Consider the following 18,512-nt stretch of genomic DNA (forward strand, 5'->3'; position numbering starts at 1 on the left):
TCTTTATTACGCACAAAAGCCCCGCTCAAATGAATGAACGGGGCCGAGCCTTGTGGGCGCATACCTTGTGGGAGCGAGCTTGCTCGCGAAGGCGTCGTATCAGTCAGCATCTACGTCACTGACCCACCGCTTTCGTCGGATCGCCGCCCGGAGCAAGCTCGCTCCCACAGGTTTCCATATCGATCAGAAGTGGAAGTTGGTGCTCAGCAATGCCGTACGGCCCGCCGCCTGGTTGGCGAAGTGAGTCGAGAAGGCCTTGTCGTAGTAGGTCTCGTTGGTCAAGTTCTGCACGTTCAGTTGCAGGTCGACATTCTTGCTCAGCTTGTACGCAGCCATCGCGTCGTAGCGAACGTAGGAGTCGACCATGGTGGTGTTGGCCACGTTGCCGAACACATCATCCACATAAAACGCACCGCCACCGATGGTCAGCTTCGGCGTGACCTGGTAAGTGGTCCACAGGCTGGCGCTGTTTTTCGGCGTGTTAGGCAGCTCGTTACCGTTGTTGGCCTTGTTGGCCGGCAGGTCACCACCGTCAACCTGTTCGCTGTCCATGTAGGCGTAACCGGCGAACACTTGCCACTTGTCGGTGATCTTGCCGCTGGCGGACAACTCGATACCTTGTACACGCGTCTTGCCGGCGTTTTCGTACGAGGTGGTATCCACCTGGACACGCGCGTTTTCTTTCTCGGTGCGGAAGATGTCGGCGGTCAGCGACAGGCGATCGTTCAGCAAATCCCACTTGGTACCGATTTCGTAGTTCTTGGTGGTTTCCGGCTCCATGTCGCTCTTGAGCAGGTTGCCGTTACGATCCGGCGTGCCGCCCAGCGGGTTGCCTTCCTGACCTTCACCCAGGGTGTTGCCCGGCGGTGTGGCGGAGGTGGCGTAGGACGCATAGATGCTGCCGTTCTCGGCCGGTTTGTAGACGATGCCGAACTGACCGGTGACGAACTCGCTGGTGTCCGAACCCTTGGAGGTGGTGCGGCCAGCGTTGTTGTAGGTGTTGTAGCCCGTTTCGAAGTGGTCGTAACGCAGGCCCATGTTCACCAGCCATTGCCGGGACAGTTCCAGAGTGTCGAATACGTACAGCGCGTAGGTATCGGACTGGGTGTCGGTGCCGGCGTAGTTGCGCGAGATCGCGCCGTTCCACGGATCGTTCGGGTTCGGGTTCGACAGCGAGGTGCAGTTGTAGCCGCTGGCAGCGCCGATCAGGCCCGGGTTGCAGTTGGTGGTCACGGCCGAAGTGCGCGGCGTGGTGTCGGTGTTGACGTTGTACGAGGATTTGCTGCTTTCCTCACGGGTGTATTCGACACCAGTGGAGAAGCTGTTCTTGAAGCCGGCGAGGTAGAAGTCGCCGAACAGATCGGTCTGGTTGGTGGTGGTCTCGGTGTTGCTCACGCGAGTGTTCGCACGACGCCAGACGCTGCCGTTGTTGACGTTGCCCTTGCTGTCGTCCGGCTGGGTCAGGATGTAATCCTGCATGCTGGTGCCGTGACGCAGGGTGTTCTTGATCGTCAGCGAGTCGCTCAGGTCATGCTCGATGGCGAAGGTCGCGGTATCGGTGCGGCCTTTGCGGAAGTCGCGGTCCAGACCGTAGAAGTTGCTGTGATCGCCACCGGCGTACGGCTTGTCCGGATTGGACTTGGTACGCGCCGCCGAGCCGCCGGCAGGAATCGTGTAAGGGATGCCCGAGTCCGGCGTGTCATTGCTTTCGAGATGGTAGTAGTCGAGGTTGACGCGGGTGTCGGTGCCCAGGCCGAAGGCCAGGGACGGCGCGATGCCCCAGCGGTCGTAGTCGACCTTGTCGCGACCGGCGACGTTGCTCTCGTGGCTCATCAGGTTCAGACGGCCGGCAGCGGTGTCGCTGAACTGGTAGTTGCCATCCAGGGTGTAACGCTGGGTCTGGTCGGAGCCCCAGGTGAAACCACCGTCGAACGAGTTGCCCAGGTGCGCTTTCTTGCTCACCAGGTTGATGCTGCCGCCAGCTGCGCCACGACCGCCGATGGCGGAGTTCGGGCCCTTGCTGACCTCGATGTTTTCCACGGCGAAGATCTCGCGGCTCTGGGAACCGGTGTCGCGCACGCCGTCGAGGTAGGTGTCGCCCTGGGCGTCGAAACCACGGATGAACGGTCGGTCGCCCTGCGGGTTGCCGCCTTCACCGGCACCGAAGGTAATGCCCGGTACGGTGCGCAGCGCATCCTGCATGTTCAGGGCGCCGGTGTCTTTGAGGACTTGTTGCGGGATAACGGTGACCGAGCGCGGTGTATCAACCAGCGGTGCGGTGTACTTGGGTGAGGAGGCTTTCTCGACCTGGTAGGAAGTCGAGTCCTGGGCTTCGCCGGTGATGGCAGTGGCGTCCAGGGCGATGGCATTGCCGGTGGCTTTGCTGTCGGTTTTTTCGGCGGCAAACACCATGTGGCCTGCGGAGCCGGCGGTGATGGCCACGCCGATGGCGGAAGCGAGCAGACGTGGTGAACCGACCGGTAATTGTGCTTGTTGACGTGCCATTTTTATTCCCCTCCCCAAGGATTTGAGGCGGCGGAATATAGGGTAAACAGGTATTCGTATCAATTGCGAAACATTGTTATTCGCACTGAATTTACATTCTTTACAATTTAACCTTACGGTTTTTGCCAGTTCATTCGTCTAGCGGGTTTTACACAGCCAATAAGAATCAATACCATTGCCGCCTCTTTGCCATCAGGTGACATTGCCATGCTGCTGCACATCCCCGCTCTGTTCGAAAAAGACGAAGTGCGGCGCATCCGCGAGGCTCTGGAACAGGCCGACTGGGCCGATGGCAAGATCACCGCCGGCTATCAATCGGCCAAGGCCAAGCACAATCTGCAACTGCCGGAAGGTCATCCACTGGCCAAGGAAATCGGCGCCGCGATGCTTGAACGCCTGTGGAAAAATCCGCTGTTCATGTCCGCCGCGCTGCCGCACAAAGTATTCCCGCCGTTACTCAACTGCTACACGGCGGGCGGCAGCTTCGATTTCCACATCGACAACGCCGTGCGTCAGCCCAAGGGCAGCATCGAGCGAGTGCGCACTGATCTGTCCGCCACGCTGTTCTTCAGCGAACCCGAGGACTACGACGGCGGCGAGCTGGAAATCCAGGACACCTTCGGCACCCAACGGGTGAAACTGCCCGCCGGCGATATGGTGCTGTACCCCGGCACCAGTCTGCACAAGGTCAATGCGGTCACTCGCGGCGCGCGTTATGCCTCGTTCTTCTGGACCCAAAGTCTGGTGCGCGAAGACAGCCAGCGCGCGTTGCTGTTCGAGATGGACGGTGCGATCCAGCAACTCACCCAGGACATGCCCGATCATCCTTCGTTGATCCGCCTCACTGGCACCTATCACAACCTGCTGCGTCGCTGGGTCGAGGTGTAAGTGGCGGACTTTCGGTTACGTCGCGAAGAAGTCCTCGACGGCGAACGCCTCACCGCCATGCTCGAAGAAAGCCCGGCCCGTGCGGCTCAGGCGATTCTGATCGCAGCGGGTGAGGGCGTGCTCGAAGCGCAGGCGCTGCTTGGGCAGATTTTGCTCGATGGCCACGGGATTGCGCAGGATCAGCCGCTGGCAGTGCGCTGGTTTGAAATCGCCGCAGGGCAAGGTCATCTGATGGCGCGCAACATGCTCGGTCGTTGTCATGAACACGGATGGGGTTGTGTGGCCAGCGCCGAACTCGCCGCGCGCCATTACCAGGCGGCCGCCGACGCGGGGCTGGATTGGGCGATGTACAACCTGGCAAATCTGCACGCCACCGGACGTGGAATACCCGAAGACCAGGCGCAGGCCCTCGCCCTGTACCGCAGCGCTGCCGAGTCGGGACATGCCAAGTCGATGAACCTGTTGGGTCGGTATCTGGAAGAAGGACGTCACTGTCCGCAAGATCTGCCAACGGCGCGTGACTGGTATCGTCGAGCGGCTGAGGGCGGCGATTTTCGAGGACAGTTCAGTCACGCCGCGATACTTGCCGATGAGGGACGCATTGATGACGCTCTTGGCTGGCTGCGCAAGGCGCTGGACGCGGGCAATGTGAATTTCCTGCGAGTCGCCAGCGTGTCTTTGTTGAATGCACAACATCCTCGAATCCGTGCAATGGCAGACGCTTATAAGTTGCGGCTGGCAGAGTTAGTTGCTTTGTAAGCATTTACTTCGCGGTTATTTGTTTTCATCAAGTTGATGTGGCTGTTCTCGGGTAAGTATTCGGGTGAATGGCTTGTTTGTCGTGATTGCTAATATTTGAATGCTTGTTGATTGGTGTTTTGCTGTCCTAAGGTTGTTTTGCGATGTCGGCGCTCAAGTTGAAGTGAGTTGAGTGACGATGTCGTTTCTAAAATAACTTTTATTAAATATCCGAAGAAGACAAGGAGTCTCTTATGGAATTCAAGATGGACAGCAAAATTGTCGAGATCGCCGCAAAAGCGCCTCTGATGTTTGTAAATGCTTCGCTTGGTGAAGATGAAGAATACAATCGGGACCCCGGTATTCAATTAACCAAGGAACAAATTATCGGCCTGCGTAAGTATGAAGTTTTGGGGCTGTCACTTCCTGTTCGGCTGGAAGATGTCGTTGCCTATCTGAACTATGGTGCCGGGGATGCGGGGGGCGTTGGTCTCAAGGCAGCAGACTTTCAGAGGACCTTCGTCTGCACCTACGACCATGCGAAACGCTGGTCGCCGTTGCGTGAAAAAATCATGCTTACCGGGACTGACCTGAAGGTATTTGCCGGTAGCATTCTTGGCGCAGGTGCAGCAATTCAAGAGATCTACAATGACCAGCCTTCATCCTCTTACCTGGAAAACTACGATATCTACACGCCGGAGGAGTATCAGGAACTGGAGCGCAGGTTCCCGAACCTTCCAAGCCTGAACTTCCCTGCCGATGACGCCCTTGAGGTCAAGTCTCACCTCAAAACCATTCTGGACAAGGTGACAGCGGCCCACAGTAAGGCCGAACGAGTCCGAGAGGAGCTCGACAGTTTCGGCACCGATATGCGCGAGACGGTCTTGCCGGCGATCAGGTTGCGACTGGAGTTTGTGTCCCGTAATACCTACCAGGCCGACATCCAGATTCTGCAAGGCGAAATTGACCAGCGCTCCAAAGCTATTGATGAACTCAACAAGCAATATGATCAGCTGGTTCAGGAAGCAATCAGATCTGCGGCGACGTTTAACATTGGTGGTTTGATACTCGGTATCTATCAGGGCGTCAAAGCCGAAAAGATCCGCAAGGAGCGAAACCAGCTAAAAACAGAACAACAGTCTGCCAATCAGAAGATGGCCAGCAAGAGTCAGACACTGAGTTCCTTGAACAAGGTGCGTGATGACCTGCAGAACCTCAGCTACGTTGCGATTGAAGCAGAAGTTGCAACTCAAAATCTGATGCTGGTCTGGAACGCTCTGAGTACTTACCTCAAAGGTTCTTTTGAAGATATTGATGGTATTGTGACGGCAACTAATTTCAGGATGTTCAAAAATCAGATTCTCTCCATCATTGACCCGTGGCGAAAAATAAGAACAGCTTCTGATCAACTGCTGGGTGTGTTCGCAGCGGCAGAAAAAGAGTATGGAAACGGCTTTGCAGTATTCAGGAGCAACACAATGATGTTATCGCTACAGGATGATTTGACTTCTTCTGATTTTGACGTCGCGGCACTGCGTGTACACGGTGCTTCGGTTCAGGCAAGTAATGTCACTGCGCAAATGCTGGGTGAGCAATTCAATTATTTGCCAGGTACCGTCCGCACCATGAATGGGCTGACGGTGGCTATCCAGAAGGCCACATTCGAACTTCGTAATCAGGCCCAGACGACAGGGATCAATCTGGAGCGTGCGCAGAACAGGCTGAAAATGTCTCAGAGCGATCTCCTCAAATATCCTGAAGAAGGGGATGAAATCCGCGAAGAAATGGAAACCGAGCTCAAGAATGTATCGATGAAAGTCTCCGAGCACGCGAACGATTTGAAGATGACGCACAACGGCTTGAGTACGGCTTATGACCGATCGGCTTCGGCGCAATGGATTGTGACGCTGCAGCAGGACCGGGCGTTCACTGAGGCATTGAAGGTCAAGTCGGAAGAAAAAATCGCCGATTTCGAAAAGCAGATGGAATCGGTGTCTGAAGCGCTCGAACTGATCGCGAAAGCCGGGGTGGAGAAAATCGGTCAGGAAGCCCGATTGACGCTGGATAACCTGAAAGCACTGGGGCTGGCGCCACCGCAGGTTCAGATTGCACTGTTTGCCATTGATACCTTGAAAAAAATGATCGCGGGTATCGGCGAGGCCATTTCCTATCTGAACATGCTGGCGGGTTACAACCAGCTCAAGGATAAGGCAGCTGATCTGAGGGCGCAGTTGAAGAAGCACGTCAACGATATCTACCAGATCGATGGAAAGATTCAGCTGGTGCAAGTGCTCGACCAGTTGGACGAAGAGCGCTGGAGTTACGTGAATGAGTATTCGAATCTGGTGGCTGTATTCGAGTCCTTCGCCCGAGACTTCCAACAGGACAAGTCGCAGCCTGCCGAGGAGCGGACGGCTGCCGCACTCACCCGGATTGCCGATGTCAGGCAGTACCTGAAAACTGTTCAGCAGTAAGGAGTCGAGGCGGTGGGCGACATGCTCACCGCTTCCCTGTCAATCATGAAAACACTTGCCTATGAATTCTCCACAACGCAACGACGCGTGCTGGATCGATACACAATTTTTCTCGGTTCTCTTCACCCAACCTTCAACAACATTCCTTTGGTGTTTGAGCGCCGCAGAGCCAGCGGTCATCAACTGGCAGTACGGGCCAGCGATTCGCGTTTGAACAACGCCAGCTTCAATGCACGCTACTTGCAGGAGTTCTGGCAGCGCACCGAAGAGGTTCGGCGCCTGTGCAGTACTTACGTCGCGGATCTGGCTGCGTTCACTGCCGAATCGCTGGAAATTAGCCGCAATACTTCAAGGAACGAGCCCCTCAGTCAGGTGGATTTCAAGTTGTACAGCTTATCCAGGTCGCCGACCTGGAGGTTGTTTCCCCCTACCAATGTCCCGGAGCTCGTTCACGAACTCGCGCTTCGTTTTTACTCGTTGAGGGCAGCGATAGGCCAACTGAAATACACAATCGTCGAGGTGCATGACGAGTCGTTCGGGCTCAAGTCGGTGTTTGGCAGGGCGATGGATCATCGCTCGTGCCAGTGCCATAACCAACCCGCAGTGGTTGAGGAGTTGTTTCGTGAAGCGCGCACGTCGCCGGTTTGGGACGTAGCTTATTCGTCAGCGGATTCGGTAGTCAGGGCCGCTGAATACAAAGCTGATGTAGCGGTGTTGTTTAACGGATTGGCTTCCGTGAGTTCGCACATCAGCGTGTTTCTCGAAGAAACCGGCTTGCGCATCGAAATGTTGTACTACGACTTGTTGAGGGCAGAGCGCGCATCGAAACTCGGCGAGTTGAATTTCCAGCTGGCCGCCATGCAAGAGGGCGCCGATGAGTTCATGACCATGCTCAATCATCTTGAGAGCTGGCTGCGCAAATAAAAAAGGCCCATGCACATGCATGGGCCTTTTCATTTACAGCTTCGCTTACACGTAGAACGACTTCAGCGGCGGGAAGCCATTGAACTCTACCGCGCTGTAGCTGGTGGTGTACGCACCGGTCGACAGCCAGTAGAGGCGATCACCAATCGCCAGATTCAGCGGCAGGCCGTACTTGTAGTTTTCGTACATGATGTCGGCGCTGTCGCAGGTCGGGCCGGCGATCACGACTTCTTCCATCTCGCCTTTCTTCTCGGTCCAGATCGGGAACTTGATCGCTTCGTCCATGGTTTCGATCAGGCCGGAGAACTTGCCCACATCGGTATAAACCCAACGCTCGACGGCGGTACGGGATTTACGCGCGACCAGTACCACTTCGCTGACCAGGATGCCGGCGTTGGCAATCAGTGAACGGCCCGGCTCCAGAATGATTTCCGGCAGATCATCACCGAAGTCTTCCTTGAGGAAGCGGATGATTTCTTCGGCGTAGGTTTCCAGGCTGTTGGTGCGGGTGATGTAGTTGGCCGGGAAGCCACCGCCCATGTTGATCAGTTTCAGGTGGATACCGTCTTCTTCTTTCAGGCGCTCGAAAATCACTTTGACCTTGGCGATCGCGGCGTCCCAGACGCTGATGTCACGCTGTTGCGAACCGACGTGGAACGAGATGCCGTAAGGCACCAGACCCAGATCGCGGGCGAGGATCAGCAGGTCCATGGCCATGTCGGTCTGGCAGCCGAATTTGCGCGACAGTGGCCAATCGGCTGTGGTCGAGCCTTCGGTCAGGATGCGCACATAAACTTTGGCGCCCGGTGCGGCCTTGGCGATGTTGCGCAGGTCGGCTTCCGAGTCGGTGGCGAACAGACGCACGCCCTTCTCATAGAAGTAGCGGATGTCCTTGGATTTCTTGATGGTGTTGCCGTAGCTGATCTGGTCCGGGCTGACGCCACGGCTCAGCACTTTGTCCAGCTCATAGATCGAGGCGATGTCGAAGCTCGAACCTTTCTCTTTGAGCAGGTCGATGATCTCGACGGCCGGGTTGGCCTTGACCGCGTAGTAGACCTTGGCGAATTCGAAACCGGCGCGCAGGTCATCATAAGCCTGGGCGATCATCGCGGTGTCGATCACCACGAACGGGGTTTCCTGTTTGTCGGCGAATGCCTTCATTTTCTGAAAGGTTTCGCGCGCGAAATAGTCTTCGACCTGGATCGACATACCTGGGAGCTCCTATGGGCAAACTCGTGAAATCAATGGGTGCAAATGAACGCCCTCCGTATCCCCACTTTGGTTCGCCTACTTCCCAAGGCATGTCGCCGAAAGCAAAAAGGCCATGGGAAATGTAGTCTTTCTTTCCCTTGGCCTTGCTGTCTCGTCGTCAGTACTTGAGCCGGATGGATCGTTTCCAGCATGGACGTTCGGCGCGAACTTTAGGGCGTGAGGGGCCTGAGATCAACTAAAAATGTCGCGTTTTTGCACGCTTCTGACGTGCGTCGCGGATATCACTCTTTGTAGCCGACCGAGATGACGGTCAGATGTTCCGCAGTAATTTTCTGGTGTTAAAAATACCTGCACGTTCGATGCTGATGTGCACCAAGTCTCAGGAAAGTACGATCACTTCAACATCGGCGACGTTAGCTGCGAGAAGGGGCAGTGCGGGGGGATTTATGAATTTACGCTGACACCGTCGGACGGATTCGGCCATTTGATGTGTTGATATTTATTGCCGGCTTGGCGTTGGCAATGAGGCCCCGGCTTTCAGGTTCCTGTGGTCGAAAAAAAAGGGCTGTCGAACAGCCCTTTTGCATTTTGTCAGGCCACCGTTTCGGCCGGTGACACGATATTGGTCTTCATTCCGCGCGATCGACCCGAACTCAGGTACGCCGCAATCGACTCCTGGGTGACCTCGCCGAGGAATACCCGCTCGGCATCCATCACCGGCAACCAGGCACGATTGAACTCGTACATCCGCGACAAGAGGATGCGCAAATGCTCGTCGTACGCCGCCGTGGCGTTGAACTCGCGCAGGAACTGGGCACAGGTGCCGGTCTGGCGATGCAGGTCGCGACGGCGCACATAACCCAGTGCCTTGTTCTCGGCGTCGGTGACGACGACATAGCGGCGGTCATGCTCGTCCATCAACTCCAGCGCATCGGCCACCGGGGTTTCCGGGCTCACCGATGGCGCGTTGTCTGCCGCGTCTTCGGCTTTCACCAGTAGCAGGCGTTTGAGGGTGCTGTCCTGGCCGACGAAGTTGCTGACAAAGTCGTCTGCCGGATGCGCCAGCAGCGTGTCCGGATGATCGATCTGCAACAGCTTGCCGGCGCGGAAGATCGCGATCTTGTCGCCCAGTTTGATCGCTTCGTCGATGTCGTGGCTGACCATGATCACGGTCTTGTTCAACGCGCGCTGCATCTCGAAGAACTCGTTCTGGATCATTTCGCGGTTGATCGGGTCCACCGCACCGAACGGTTCGTCCATCAGCAACAGCGGTGCATCCGCGGCCAGCGCGCGGATCACGCCGATCCGTTGCTGCTGGCCGCCGGACAGTTCGCGCGGGTAACGATGCAGATACTGCTTGGGCTCAAGCTTGATCATGCTCATCAGTTCGCGGGCGCGGTCGTGGCATTTCTGTTTATCCCAACCGAGCAGTTTCGGCACGACGACGATGTTCTCTTCGATGGTCATGTTCGGGAACAGACCGATCTGCTGGATCACGTAGCCGATGTTGCGGCGCAGGGTCACTTCGTCGAGGTCGGTGGTGTCTTCGCCGTTGATCAGGATCTTGCCGGAGGTCGGCCTGATCAGGCGGTTGATCATTTTCAGCGTGGTGCTTTTGCCGCAACCCGATGGCCCGAGGAACACACAGATTTCGCCTTCATTGACGGTCAGGCTTACCGAGTCCACGGCTTTCACATCTTTGCCGTTGCTTTGGAAGGTCTTGCTGAGGTTTTGAAGTTCGATCATTTGAGGAGTCCTTTTGGAGTCAGCGAACGTTGCAGCCACTGCAAAATGAGGTCGGCGAAAATCGCCAGAAGACTGACCAGCAGCGCGCCGACGATGAGCATCGACATGTCGCTGCGGCTGATGGAGGCGAGGATCAGCACGCCAAGGCCGCCGGCGCCGATGGTCGCGGCGATGGTCATCACGCCGATGTTCATCACCACGGCGGTGCGTACGCCCGCGAGGATCACCGGTACCGCAATCGGCAACTCGACCATGCGCAGGCGCTGGCCGAAGGTCATGCCGATGCCGCGAGCAGCTTCGCGGATGCCCGGCTCGACGCCGGTCAGGGCGAGGTAGGTGTTGCGCATGATCGGCAGCAGTGAATAAAGGAACACCGCCGTGATTGCCGGCATCGGGCCGAGGCCCTGGCCGAATTTCGAATAGAACGGCAGCAGCAGACCGAACAGGGCAATCGACGGCACGGTGAGCAATACCGTGGCGCTGGCCTGCAAGGGACCTGCGAGAGTCGGAAATCGAGTCATCAAAATCCCCAGCGGCACGCCGATGAGGATTGCCAGACTGACGGCGATGCCGACCAGGGTGATGTGCTGCCAGGTCAGGTGCATCACCTGCTGCCAGTCGAGGTGGGAAAAGGCGTTCAAAAATTCCATGACTTTTCCTCCTTTAATTCAGTGGATGCTGGCGCAGGAAATCGGCAGCGACTTTCGACGGGCTTTCGTGATCGACATCGACCCGCGCGTTGAGCTGGCGCATGGTTTCGTCGTCGAACAGTTCAGCCAGCGGCTTGAGTTGCTCCGCCAGTTGCGGATGGGCGTCGAGGTAGGCCTGACGCACCACAGGAGCGGCGGTGTAGTCCGGGAAGTAATGCTTGTCGTCTTCCAGCAGCTTCAGGCCGAAAGCATTGAGGCGACCGTCGGTGGTGTAGACCAGACCGGCAAACACCTGCCCGTTGCGCAGCGCGGTGTAGACCAGGCCTGCGTCCATCTGTCGGATGTTCTTGCGGGTCAGGTTCATGTCGTAAAGCTTGACCATGCCGTCCAGACCGTCGGAGCGGTTGGCGAACTCGGTGTCCAGCGCGACCAGGTGGTTGGTCTTGGCTTCAGCCTTCAGCACGTCGTTCAACTGGCTGATATTGCTGATCTGCGGATATTCCTCGGCCACCTTTTTCGGCAGGGCGAGGGCGTAGGTGTTACTGAATTTCGACGGCGTGAGCCAGACCAGGCCTTTTTTCGCGTCGAGTTCTTTTACCCGGGCGTAGGACTGTTCGCTGTCGAGTTTCTCGGTGACATGGTTGTAGGCCACCAGCGACACACCGGTGTATTCCCAGAGCATGTCCAGCTGTCCGCTTTCGTGGGCGCTGCGGGCCAGGTTGCTGCCCAGGCCGCCGGTGATCCGCGCGTCGTAACCTTTGCTGCGCAGGTATTGCGCGGTGATTTCCGCGAGCAGCGTCTGCTCGGTGAATACCCGGGCGCCAAGACGGATAACGGGCTTTTCAGCGGCTTGCGCCAATCCCGCGAACAGCAGGGCGCAGCCTAAGATCAAGCTAAGTCGTTTCATGTTCATTCCTTCGCAAGAGCCTTAAGACGGGCGCAAACCGCGTTCCAGCCAGAGACGGCTGGCGAGGGTGACCACGCCATCGAGCAGCAGGGCCAGCAGCGCGGTGCACGCGGCGCCGAGCAGCAGTTGCGGCTGATTGTTCAGGGCGATGCCGGGGAAGATCAGGCTGCCAAGGCTGTTGGCGCCGATCAGGAAGGCCAGCGGTGCGGTACCGACGTTGATCGCCAGCGCGACCCGCACACCGCCGACGATGATCGGCACGGCGTTGGGCAATTCGACTTTCCACAACACCTGACGCGGCGTCATGCCGATGCCGACGGCGGCTTCTTTCAGCGAACCCTGAACGTTTTTCAGGCCTTCATAGGTGTTGCGCACAATCGGCAACAGCGAGGCGAGGAACAGAGCGAAGATCGCCGGACCGCTGCCGATGCCGAGAATCCCCAGGGCAATCGCCAGCACGGCCAGCGGAGGCACGGTATTGCCGATATTGAAGATCTGCATGAAGCGTTCAGCGCGGCCGACCATGCTCGGGCGGCTCAGGAAGATACCGGCGGGGATGCCCACGACCAGGGCGGCCAGCATTGAAGCGAGGACGAGAATCAGATGAGCTTGCAGGTAAAACAACAAATCGTCGCGGTAGTGTTCGATCGTGTTGATGCCGATCCAGTGGACCAGCAGGGCCAGGAGCGCGATCACCACCGCACCTCCCATCAGCCCTTTGCCATAGCGGATAGCCACAGGCGGACTCCTTTTTTTAGTCGGCGAACGCAGCTCCGCGTGGCATGCCATTCCTGGCTGCCGGAGTCAGCGTTCGCGAGAAGCGGCTTTTTTTCAGCCCGGCAAAAACGGTCTGAAAGCGAGCCATGAGCGCAGCCTCGTCAGGCTAACTTGCTGATTTTTCAGCCCCTGACGAATTGTCGTAACAGGGGATGGACGTCTCCGTGCTTTAAAAGGTTCCCATCCGAGGCAGCATTTGGCCACCCTTAATGTGCTCAACGGTTCGGTTATTGAATCGAGTTGGGCTATAATCGCCGCCCTTTTTTGAATCACCGCCAGGCGATTTCCCATGACCAACCAGGCCGCCGAAGTCGCGAAACGCCGCACTTTCGCCATTATTTCCCACCCCGATGCCGGTAAAACCACCATCACCGAAAAGCTCCTGTTGATGGGCAAGGCGATTGCCGTGGCCGGTACGGTGAAATCCCGTAAATCCGATCGCCATGCGACATCCGACTGGATGGAGATGGAGAAGCAGCGGGGTATTTCCATTACCACGTCGGTCATGCAGTTCCCGTATCGCGAACACATGATCAACCTGCTCGACACCCCGGGCCACGAAGACTTCTCCGAAGACACCTACCGCACCCTGACCGCGGTGGACTCGGCCCTGATGGTCCTCGACGGCGGTAAAGGTGTAGAGCCGCGGACCATCGCGCTGATGGATGTCTGCCGTCTGCGTGACACGCCAATCGTCAGCTTCATCAACAAACTCGACCGTGACATCCGCGACCCGATCGAACTGCTCGACGAGATCGAGGCCGTCCTGAAGATCAAGGCGGCGCCGATCACTTGGCCGATCGGTTGCTACCGCGATTTCAAGGGTGTGTACCACCTGGCGGGCGATTACATCATTGTCTACACCCCTGGCCACGGCCACGAACGCACCGAAACCCGGATTATCGAGAAGCTCGACTCCGACGAAGCCCGCGCTCACCTGGGCGACGAGTACGACCGCTTCCTCGAGCAGCTGGAACTGGTGCAGGGCGCCTGCCATGAGTTCAACCAGCAGGAGTTCATCGACGGTCAACTGACCCCGGTGTTCTTCGGTACCGCACTGGGCAACTTCGGGGTCGACCACGTACTCGACGCCGTGGTCGACTGGGCCCCGCGCCCGCTGCCGCGTGTGGCCAACGAGCGCACCGTGGAGCCGGTGGAAGAGAAGTTCTCGGGCTTCATCTTCAAGATCCAGGCGAACATGGACCCGAAACACCGCGACCGCATCGCCTTCATGCGTATCTGCTCCGGCAAGTATGAGAAAGGCATGAAGATGCGCCATGTGCGTACCGGCAAGGACGTGCGCATCGGCGACGCCCTGACGTTCTTCTCCTCCGAGCGTGAGCAGCTGGAAGAAGCGTACGCCGGCGACATCATCGGCCTGCACAACCACGGCACGATCCAGATCGGCGACACCTTCACCGAAGGCGAAACCCTGGGCTTTACCGGTATCCCGCACTTCGCCCCGGAACTGTTCCGTCGCGTACGTCTGCGCGACCCGCTGAAATCCAAGCAATTGCGCCAGGGCCTGCAACAGCTGGCCGAAGAAGGCGCGACCCAGGTGTTCTTCCCGGAGCGCACCAACGACATCATCCTCGGCGCCGTCGGTGTGCTGCAGTTCGATGTGGTCGCCAGCCGCCTGAAAGAGGAATACAAGGTCGAGTGCTCCTACGAGCCGATCACTGTGTACTCCGCGCGCTGGATCGAATGCAGCGACAAGAAGAAGCTTGAGGAATTCTCCAACAAGGCGGTGGAAAACCTGGCACTGGACGGCGGCGGTCACCTGACCTACCTCGCCCCGACCCGGGTCAACCTGGCCCTGATGGAAGAGCGCTGGCCGGACGTGAAATTCCGTGCAACCCGTGAGCACCACTAAGCGCTGACTGGTGAGACCCGAAAGCCCACTGATAAAACAGTGGGCTTTTTTTTGCGTGCTGATTAAGTATGCGAACTCATTCAATTCGGGCGCCGAGCGTCCGGTCGATCAACAAGGGAGCAATCGAATGACAGGGAGGCTCGCTCATCTGCTTCGGCCCAACGGTTATTTCAGCCTGATGGCCTGGGTGCTGGCGGCGCTGCTGTTCATCAATCGCCTGAGCAGCATGGTCAAGCTGTTCATGGCGTTGTACTTGCGCCAGGAACTGGGGCTGGCGATCGAAACCGTGGGCTGGCTGCTCTCGGCGTATGGCGGTGGCTTGCTGATCGGCTCGATGCTCGGTGGATGGCTCAGTGATCACGTGCGCACGGCGCGGCTGACGGCGGCGCTGTTTTTCATCTCTGCGTGGGTTCTGGTGTTGCTGGGGCTGGTCACGCAAGTGCCGTTGCTGGCCGGGTTGTTGTTGCTCAGCGGCACGCTCGACGGGGCGATCCGTACGCTGCATCAACGCTTGATCATGGAGTATTGCGAGGTTGGGCAGCGTCCACGGGCGCAGGCGTTGAGTCGCATCGCCAGGAACCTCGGGATGGCCGCTGCCGGTGTGGCGGGCGGTGTTCTGGCGCAAGTGGATTTTCGTTGGGTGTTTTTCATCAGCGCCGGGCTCACGCTGCTGGCGCTGCTCTGGTTTGTTCGCACGACCTGGCGCCGGCCGGTGCTGGACGCTGAGGAGGCGCCGCAGGCGCAATCGGGTGCGGGCCTGCCGTATCGCGACAAGCCATTCCTCTGGCTGCTGGCAGCGACCCTCCTTCTGGGTATGGCGTTCGACACGGTCTACAGCACCTTGGGCAACTACCTTCGCGACTATTACCGCTTGAGTACCGAGGCCATCGGCTGGCAGTTCGCGATCAATGCGATTCTGGTGGTGGCTTTGCAGATCCCCATGTCGCACTGGGGCGAACGCTGGGGCGCGCGTCGGCCGTTGATCGCCGGTTGTGTGCTGCTGGCGGTCGGGCTCGGCATGTTGCCGCTGGGTTTCGGGTTGTTTTATGCCTGCCTCTCGACCGTGATCTGGACGCTGGGGGAGGCGTTGTTCATGCCACCGTTGAACGTGCTGGTGATGCAACATGCGCAAACCGGAAAAAGCGGTCGCTATTTCGGCCTGTTCTTCATGGCCTGGAGTGCGAGTTCGCTGCTGTCGCCCGTGCTCGGCGGGCAGCTTTATGGCCAGTTCGGGGGGCACAGTGTCTGGCTGGCGAGTGCCGCGCTGGCCTTGCTGTCTATGCCGCTGATTTATCAGGCGACCCGAGTTCGACCCGCAAGAGGCGCAGGCGCTTAGCTGATCCGGTTATGGACGTTATTCGAAAGCGGTCTGTCCAGGCACGGCATTTCCGGGCGTTGGTTAGCGTCCTATCTGGTGAACCCGGCTGATCGGAACTAGATTTCAATCAGCGTCAGGTCAGGCATGAATTTCTCACCTGGAACAGGATGGAATCGGCTATGAAAAACAGGTTGCTACGCGTTTTGTTGCTGTTGAAAGTGATGGTGATGCTGTCCCTCGGCACCGCGACGGCCTGGGCCGAGTGCGAGGATCACGATACTCAGGCCTTTAGCGGGCAGGTCGGGCACAGCGCGCTGATGCTGGCCAAGTCCGAGTCCGAGCCGGGCGATCAGGGCCAGGGCGGCAGTGCCGACGATGACGACGACACCACCGATGAGCCGGACACCGACGATCCGGACGAAGGTGACAGCCAGACGTAGATTCCGGGTAAAAGAAAACCCCTTCTTTCCCGATCGATGCGCAATCGAGGCAGAAGGGGTTTGGGCAACTCATCAACAACCCGCCCCGGAAAACGGGGCGGGTTTTTTCATGCCGCGCCGTCGAGGAACTGCTCGGCGTAGTGGCACGCTACCTGACGGGTGTCGAGCTGGCGCAGGGCCGGCTCTTCGCTGCTGCAACGCGCGGTGGCGTACGGGCAGCGCTTGTGGAACGCGCAGCCAGGCGGCGGGTTCAGCGGGTTGGGCAGCTCGCCGACGATCTTGATTTTCGGCTTGTCCGGATCCGGATGGATAGTCGGCGTCGCCGACAGCAGCGCCTGGGTGTACGGGTGCAGAGGACGGGCATAGATGTCCTCTTTCGGACCGATTTCCACCGGACGACCGAGGTACATCACCATCACGTCATCGGCCACGTGCTGCACCACCGCCAGGTTGTGCGAGATGAACACGTAACCGGTGTTGAACTCCTGCTGCATGTCCATGAACAGGTTCAGCACCTGCGCCTGGATCGACACGTCCAGCGCCGAGGTCGGTTCGTCCGCCACCAGCACTTTCGGTTGCAGCATCATGGCGCGGGCCAGCGCGATACGCTGACGCTGACCACCGGAGAACATGTGCGGATAACGCTGGTAGTGCTCGGGACGCAAGCCGACCTGCTTCATCATCGCCTGGACTTTCTCGCGACGCTCGGAAGCACTCAGGTTGGTGTTGATCAACAGCGGCTCGGCCAGTTGATCACCGATTTTCTGCCGTGGGTTCAACGAGGCGTACGGGCTCTGGAACACCATCTGCACGTCTTTGCGCAGTTGTTTGCGCTGGGCCTTGTCGGCGCCTGCCACTTCCTGCCCGGCGATTTTCAGGGAACCGGACGACGGCTCCTCGATCAGGGTCAGGGCGCGGGCGAGGGTGGATTTGCCGCAGCCCGATTCACCAACGACGGCGAGGGTCTTGCCGGCTTCCAGCTCGAACGACACGCCGTTGAGGGCGCGCACGGTGGCGTGGCCCTTGAACAGGCCACGGGAGACTTCGTAGTGACGGGTCAGGTCGCGGGCGGTAAGTACGACGGCCATTACGCCACCTCCTGGTTCAGCGGATAGAAGCAGCGGGCGAGGCTGTGGCTTTTCGGGTCAAGGGTCGGACGCTGCGCGCGGCAGCTGTCCTGCACGTACGGGCAGCGCGGCGACAGCAGGCAGCCCTGCGGGCGGTCGTAACGGCCGGGAACGATGCCTGGCAGTGTGGCCAGACGCGCGGCACCCTGGCTGTGTTCCGGAATCGCCTTGAGCAGCGCTTCGCTGTACGGGTGGGCCGGGATGTCGAACAGTTGCGGCACCTGACCGACTTCAACGGCTTGACCGGCGTACATCACGCACACGCGCTGGGCGGTTTCAGCCACGACGGCGAGGTCGTGGGTGATCAGCACCAGGCCCATGTTCTGCTCTTTCTGCAGCGCCAGCAGCAGGTCCATGATCTGGGCCTGGATGGTTACGTCGAGTGCAGTGGTCGGCTCGTCTGCGATCAGCAGTTTCGGCTCGCCGGCAATTGCCATGGCGATTGCCACGCGCTGGCTCATGCCGCCGGACAATTGGTGCGGATAGGCATCCATACGGCTGGCGGCGCCGGGGATCTCAACCTTTTCCAGCAGCTCGATGGCGCGCTTGCGGGCGGCCTTGCCGGACATTTTCAGGTGCAGGCGCAGCACTTCTTCGATCTGGAAACCGACGGTGTAGCTCGGGTTGAGCGCGGTCATCGGGTCCTGGAACACCATCGCCAGGTCTTTGCCGACGATCTGCCGACGCTGGCGGTTGTTCAGCTTGAGCATGTTCTTGCCGTCGAAGCTCAGCGAGTCGGCAGTCACGATGCCCGGGTGCTCGATCAGGCCCATCAGCGCCATCATGGTCACCGACTTGCCGGAGCCCGACTCGCCCACGATCGCCAGGACTTCGCCCTTGTCGACTTTCAGGTCGAGGCCGTCGACCACCGGTGTGGCGTTCTTGTCGCCGAAGCGAACGTTGAGATTCTTGATTTCTAACAGTGACATGGGA

The 18,512-nt window shown here is 58.6% G+C and carries 15 protein-coding genes; 7 read left to right on the plus strand and 8 right to left on the minus strand.

All coding sequences use genetic code 11. The features are described from left to right. Positions 1 to 183: 183 nt before the first annotated feature. Entirely contained in the window at positions 184 to 2,505 is a 2,322-nt protein-coding gene (locus I5961_RS04095) for a TonB-dependent receptor (protein WP_085702447.1), read from the minus strand. Between the two features lie 207 nt (positions 2,506 to 2,712). On the opposite strand from I5961_RS04095, the gene I5961_RS04100 reads away from it, so the two are divergent. The 4 genes from I5961_RS04100 to I5961_RS04115 all read left to right on the plus strand — a co-directional run bounded on the left by I5961_RS04100 (position 2,713) and on the right by I5961_RS04115 (position 7,529). Continuing rightward, entirely contained in the window at positions 2,713 to 3,393 is a 681-nt protein-coding gene (locus I5961_RS04100) for a Fe2+-dependent dioxygenase (protein ID WP_085698411.1), read from the plus strand. A 57-nt stretch (positions 3,394 to 3,450) separates the two neighbouring features. Further along, a complete protein-coding gene (locus I5961_RS04105; protein ID WP_085698565.1) occupies positions 3,451 to 4,152 on the plus strand; it encodes a tetratricopeptide repeat protein in 702 nt (233 codons plus the stop codon). A gap of 233 nt (positions 4,153 to 4,385) precedes the next feature. Next, the gene (locus tag I5961_RS04110) at positions 4,386 to 6,605 is read left to right on the plus strand and encodes an alpha-xenorhabdolysin family binary toxin subunit A (protein WP_085698412.1); all 2,220 of its coding nucleotides are present in this window, start codon (positions 4,386 to 4,388) and stop codon (positions 6,603 to 6,605) included. 21 nt (positions 6,606 to 6,626) lie between these two features. Continuing rightward, on the plus strand, positions 6,627 to 7,529 hold the full coding sequence (locus I5961_RS04115; protein ID WP_227235561.1) for a hypothetical protein: 903 nt from the start codon (positions 6,627 to 6,629) through the stop codon (positions 7,527 to 7,529). Between the two features lie 45 nt (positions 7,530 to 7,574). Here the strand turns inward: I5961_RS04115 and I5961_RS04120 are convergent, their stop codons facing one another. From I5961_RS04120 to I5961_RS04140, 5 genes are all read right to left on the minus strand, one after another. Then, positions 7,575 to 8,738, minus strand: a complete 1,164-nt coding sequence (locus I5961_RS04120; RefSeq protein WP_039769212.1) for a type III PLP-dependent enzyme — start codon at positions 8,736 to 8,738, stop codon at positions 7,575 to 7,577. Between the two features lie 594 nt (positions 8,739 to 9,332). Beyond that, complete coding sequence (locus I5961_RS04125) at positions 9,333 to 10,487, minus strand: betaine/proline/choline family ABC transporter ATP-binding protein (RefSeq protein ID WP_227234439.1); 1,155 nt, start codon at positions 10,485 to 10,487, stop codon at positions 9,333 to 9,335. Then, entirely contained in the window at positions 10,484 to 11,137 is a 654-nt protein-coding gene (locus tag I5961_RS04130; protein ID WP_085698416.1) for an ABC transporter permease, read from the minus strand. The genes I5961_RS04125 and I5961_RS04130 overlap by 4 nt, the downstream gene beginning before the upstream one ends. Before the next feature lie 13 nt (positions 11,138 to 11,150). Then, complete coding sequence (locus I5961_RS04135) at positions 11,151 to 12,044, minus strand: glycine betaine ABC transporter substrate-binding protein (RefSeq protein WP_085698417.1); 894 nt, start codon at positions 12,042 to 12,044, stop codon at positions 11,151 to 11,153. A gap of 21 nt (positions 12,045 to 12,065) precedes the next feature. Then, positions 12,066 to 12,755: an ABC transporter permease gene (locus I5961_RS04140; protein WP_166554532.1), complete on the minus strand. Its 690-nt coding sequence runs from the start codon at positions 12,753 to 12,755 to the stop codon at positions 12,066 to 12,068. Positions 12,756 to 13,110: 355 nt separating this feature from the next. On the opposite strand from I5961_RS04140, the gene I5961_RS04145 reads away from it, so the two are divergent. The 3 genes from I5961_RS04145 to I5961_RS04155 all read left to right on the plus strand — a co-directional run bounded on the left by I5961_RS04145 (position 13,111) and on the right by I5961_RS04155 (position 16,452). Beyond that, positions 13,111 to 14,694 (plus strand): peptide chain release factor 3, encoded by a 1,584-nt coding sequence (locus I5961_RS04145; protein WP_085698418.1) that lies wholly within the window; start codon positions 13,111 to 13,113, stop codon positions 14,692 to 14,694. 127 nt (positions 14,695 to 14,821) lie between these two features. Next, positions 14,822 to 16,030 carry an MFS transporter gene (locus I5961_RS04150; protein WP_227234441.1) on the plus strand — a complete coding sequence of 403 codons (1,209 nt, stop codon included), beginning with the start codon at positions 14,822 to 14,824 and terminating at the stop codon, positions 16,028 to 16,030. 161 nt (positions 16,031 to 16,191) lie between these two features. Continuing rightward, positions 16,192 to 16,452: a hypothetical protein gene (locus I5961_RS04155; RefSeq protein WP_227234442.1), complete on the plus strand. Its 261-nt coding sequence runs from the start codon at positions 16,192 to 16,194 to the stop codon at positions 16,450 to 16,452. Positions 16,453 to 16,559: 107 nt separating this feature from the next. Here I5961_RS04155 and I5961_RS04160 read toward each other — a convergent pair whose 3' ends face one another. Next, positions 16,560 to 17,540, minus strand: a complete 981-nt coding sequence (locus tag I5961_RS04160; protein WP_085698421.1) for a peptide ABC transporter ATP-binding protein — start codon at positions 17,538 to 17,540, stop codon at positions 16,560 to 16,562. Continuing rightward, entirely contained in the window at positions 17,540 to 18,508 is a 969-nt protein-coding gene (locus tag I5961_RS04165; RefSeq protein ID WP_085698422.1) for an ABC transporter ATP-binding protein, read from the minus strand. Before I5961_RS04165 ends, I5961_RS04160 begins: the two co-directional genes overlap by 1 nt. Between the last annotated feature and the right edge of the window lie 4 nt (positions 18,509 to 18,512).

This window comes from Pseudomonas sp. IAC-BECa141 (genome assembly GCF_020544405.1).
Taxonomy (GTDB): Bacteria; Pseudomonadota; Gammaproteobacteria; order Pseudomonadales; family Pseudomonadaceae; genus Aquipseudomonas.

Coding starts and splice junctions, on each gene's coding strand:
- I5961_RS04150 (WP_227234441.1), top strand. CDS start 14,822: ATGACAGGGAGGCTCGCTCATCTGCTTCGGCCCAACGGTTATTTCAGC.
- I5961_RS04100 (WP_085698411.1), top strand. CDS start 2,713: ATGCTGCTGCACATCCCCGCTCTGTTCGAAAAAGACGAAGTGCGGCGC.
- I5961_RS04115 (WP_227235561.1), top strand. CDS start 6,627: ATGCTCACCGCTTCCCTGTCAATCATGAAAACACTTGCCTATGAATTC.
- I5961_RS04145 (WP_085698418.1), top strand. CDS start 13,111: ATGACCAACCAGGCCGCCGAAGTCGCGAAACGCCGCACTTTCGCCATT.
- I5961_RS04095 (WP_085702447.1), bottom strand. CDS start 2,505: ATGGCACGTCAACAAGCACAATTACCGGTCGGTTCACCACGTCTGCTC.
- I5961_RS04140 (WP_166554532.1), bottom strand. CDS start 12,755: ATGGGAGGTGCGGTGGTGATCGCGCTCCTGGCCCTGCTGGTCCACTGG.
- I5961_RS04165 (WP_085698422.1), bottom strand. CDS start 18,508: ATGTCACTGTTAGAAATCAAGAATCTCAACGTTCGCTTCGGCGACAAG.
- I5961_RS04105 (WP_085698565.1), top strand. CDS start 3,451: ATGCTCGAAGAAAGCCCGGCCCGTGCGGCTCAGGCGATTCTGATCGCA.
- I5961_RS04110 (WP_085698412.1), top strand. CDS start 4,386: ATGGAATTCAAGATGGACAGCAAAATTGTCGAGATCGCCGCAAAAGCG.
- I5961_RS04135 (WP_085698417.1), bottom strand. CDS start 12,044: ATGAAACGACTTAGCTTGATCTTAGGCTGCGCCCTGCTGTTCGCGGGA.
- I5961_RS04120 (WP_039769212.1), bottom strand. CDS start 8,738: ATGTCGATCCAGGTCGAAGACTATTTCGCGCGCGAAACCTTTCAGAAA.
- I5961_RS04160 (WP_085698421.1), bottom strand. CDS start 17,540: ATGGCCGTCGTACTTACCGCCCGCGACCTGACCCGTCACTACGAAGTC.
- I5961_RS04130 (WP_085698416.1), bottom strand. CDS start 11,137: ATGGAATTTTTGAACGCCTTTTCCCACCTCGACTGGCAGCAGGTGATG.
- I5961_RS04155 (WP_227234442.1), top strand. CDS start 16,192: ATGAAAAACAGGTTGCTACGCGTTTTGTTGCTGTTGAAAGTGATGGTG.
- I5961_RS04125 (WP_227234439.1), bottom strand. CDS start 10,487: ATGATCGAACTTCAAAACCTCAGCAAGACCTTCCAAAGCAACGGCAAA.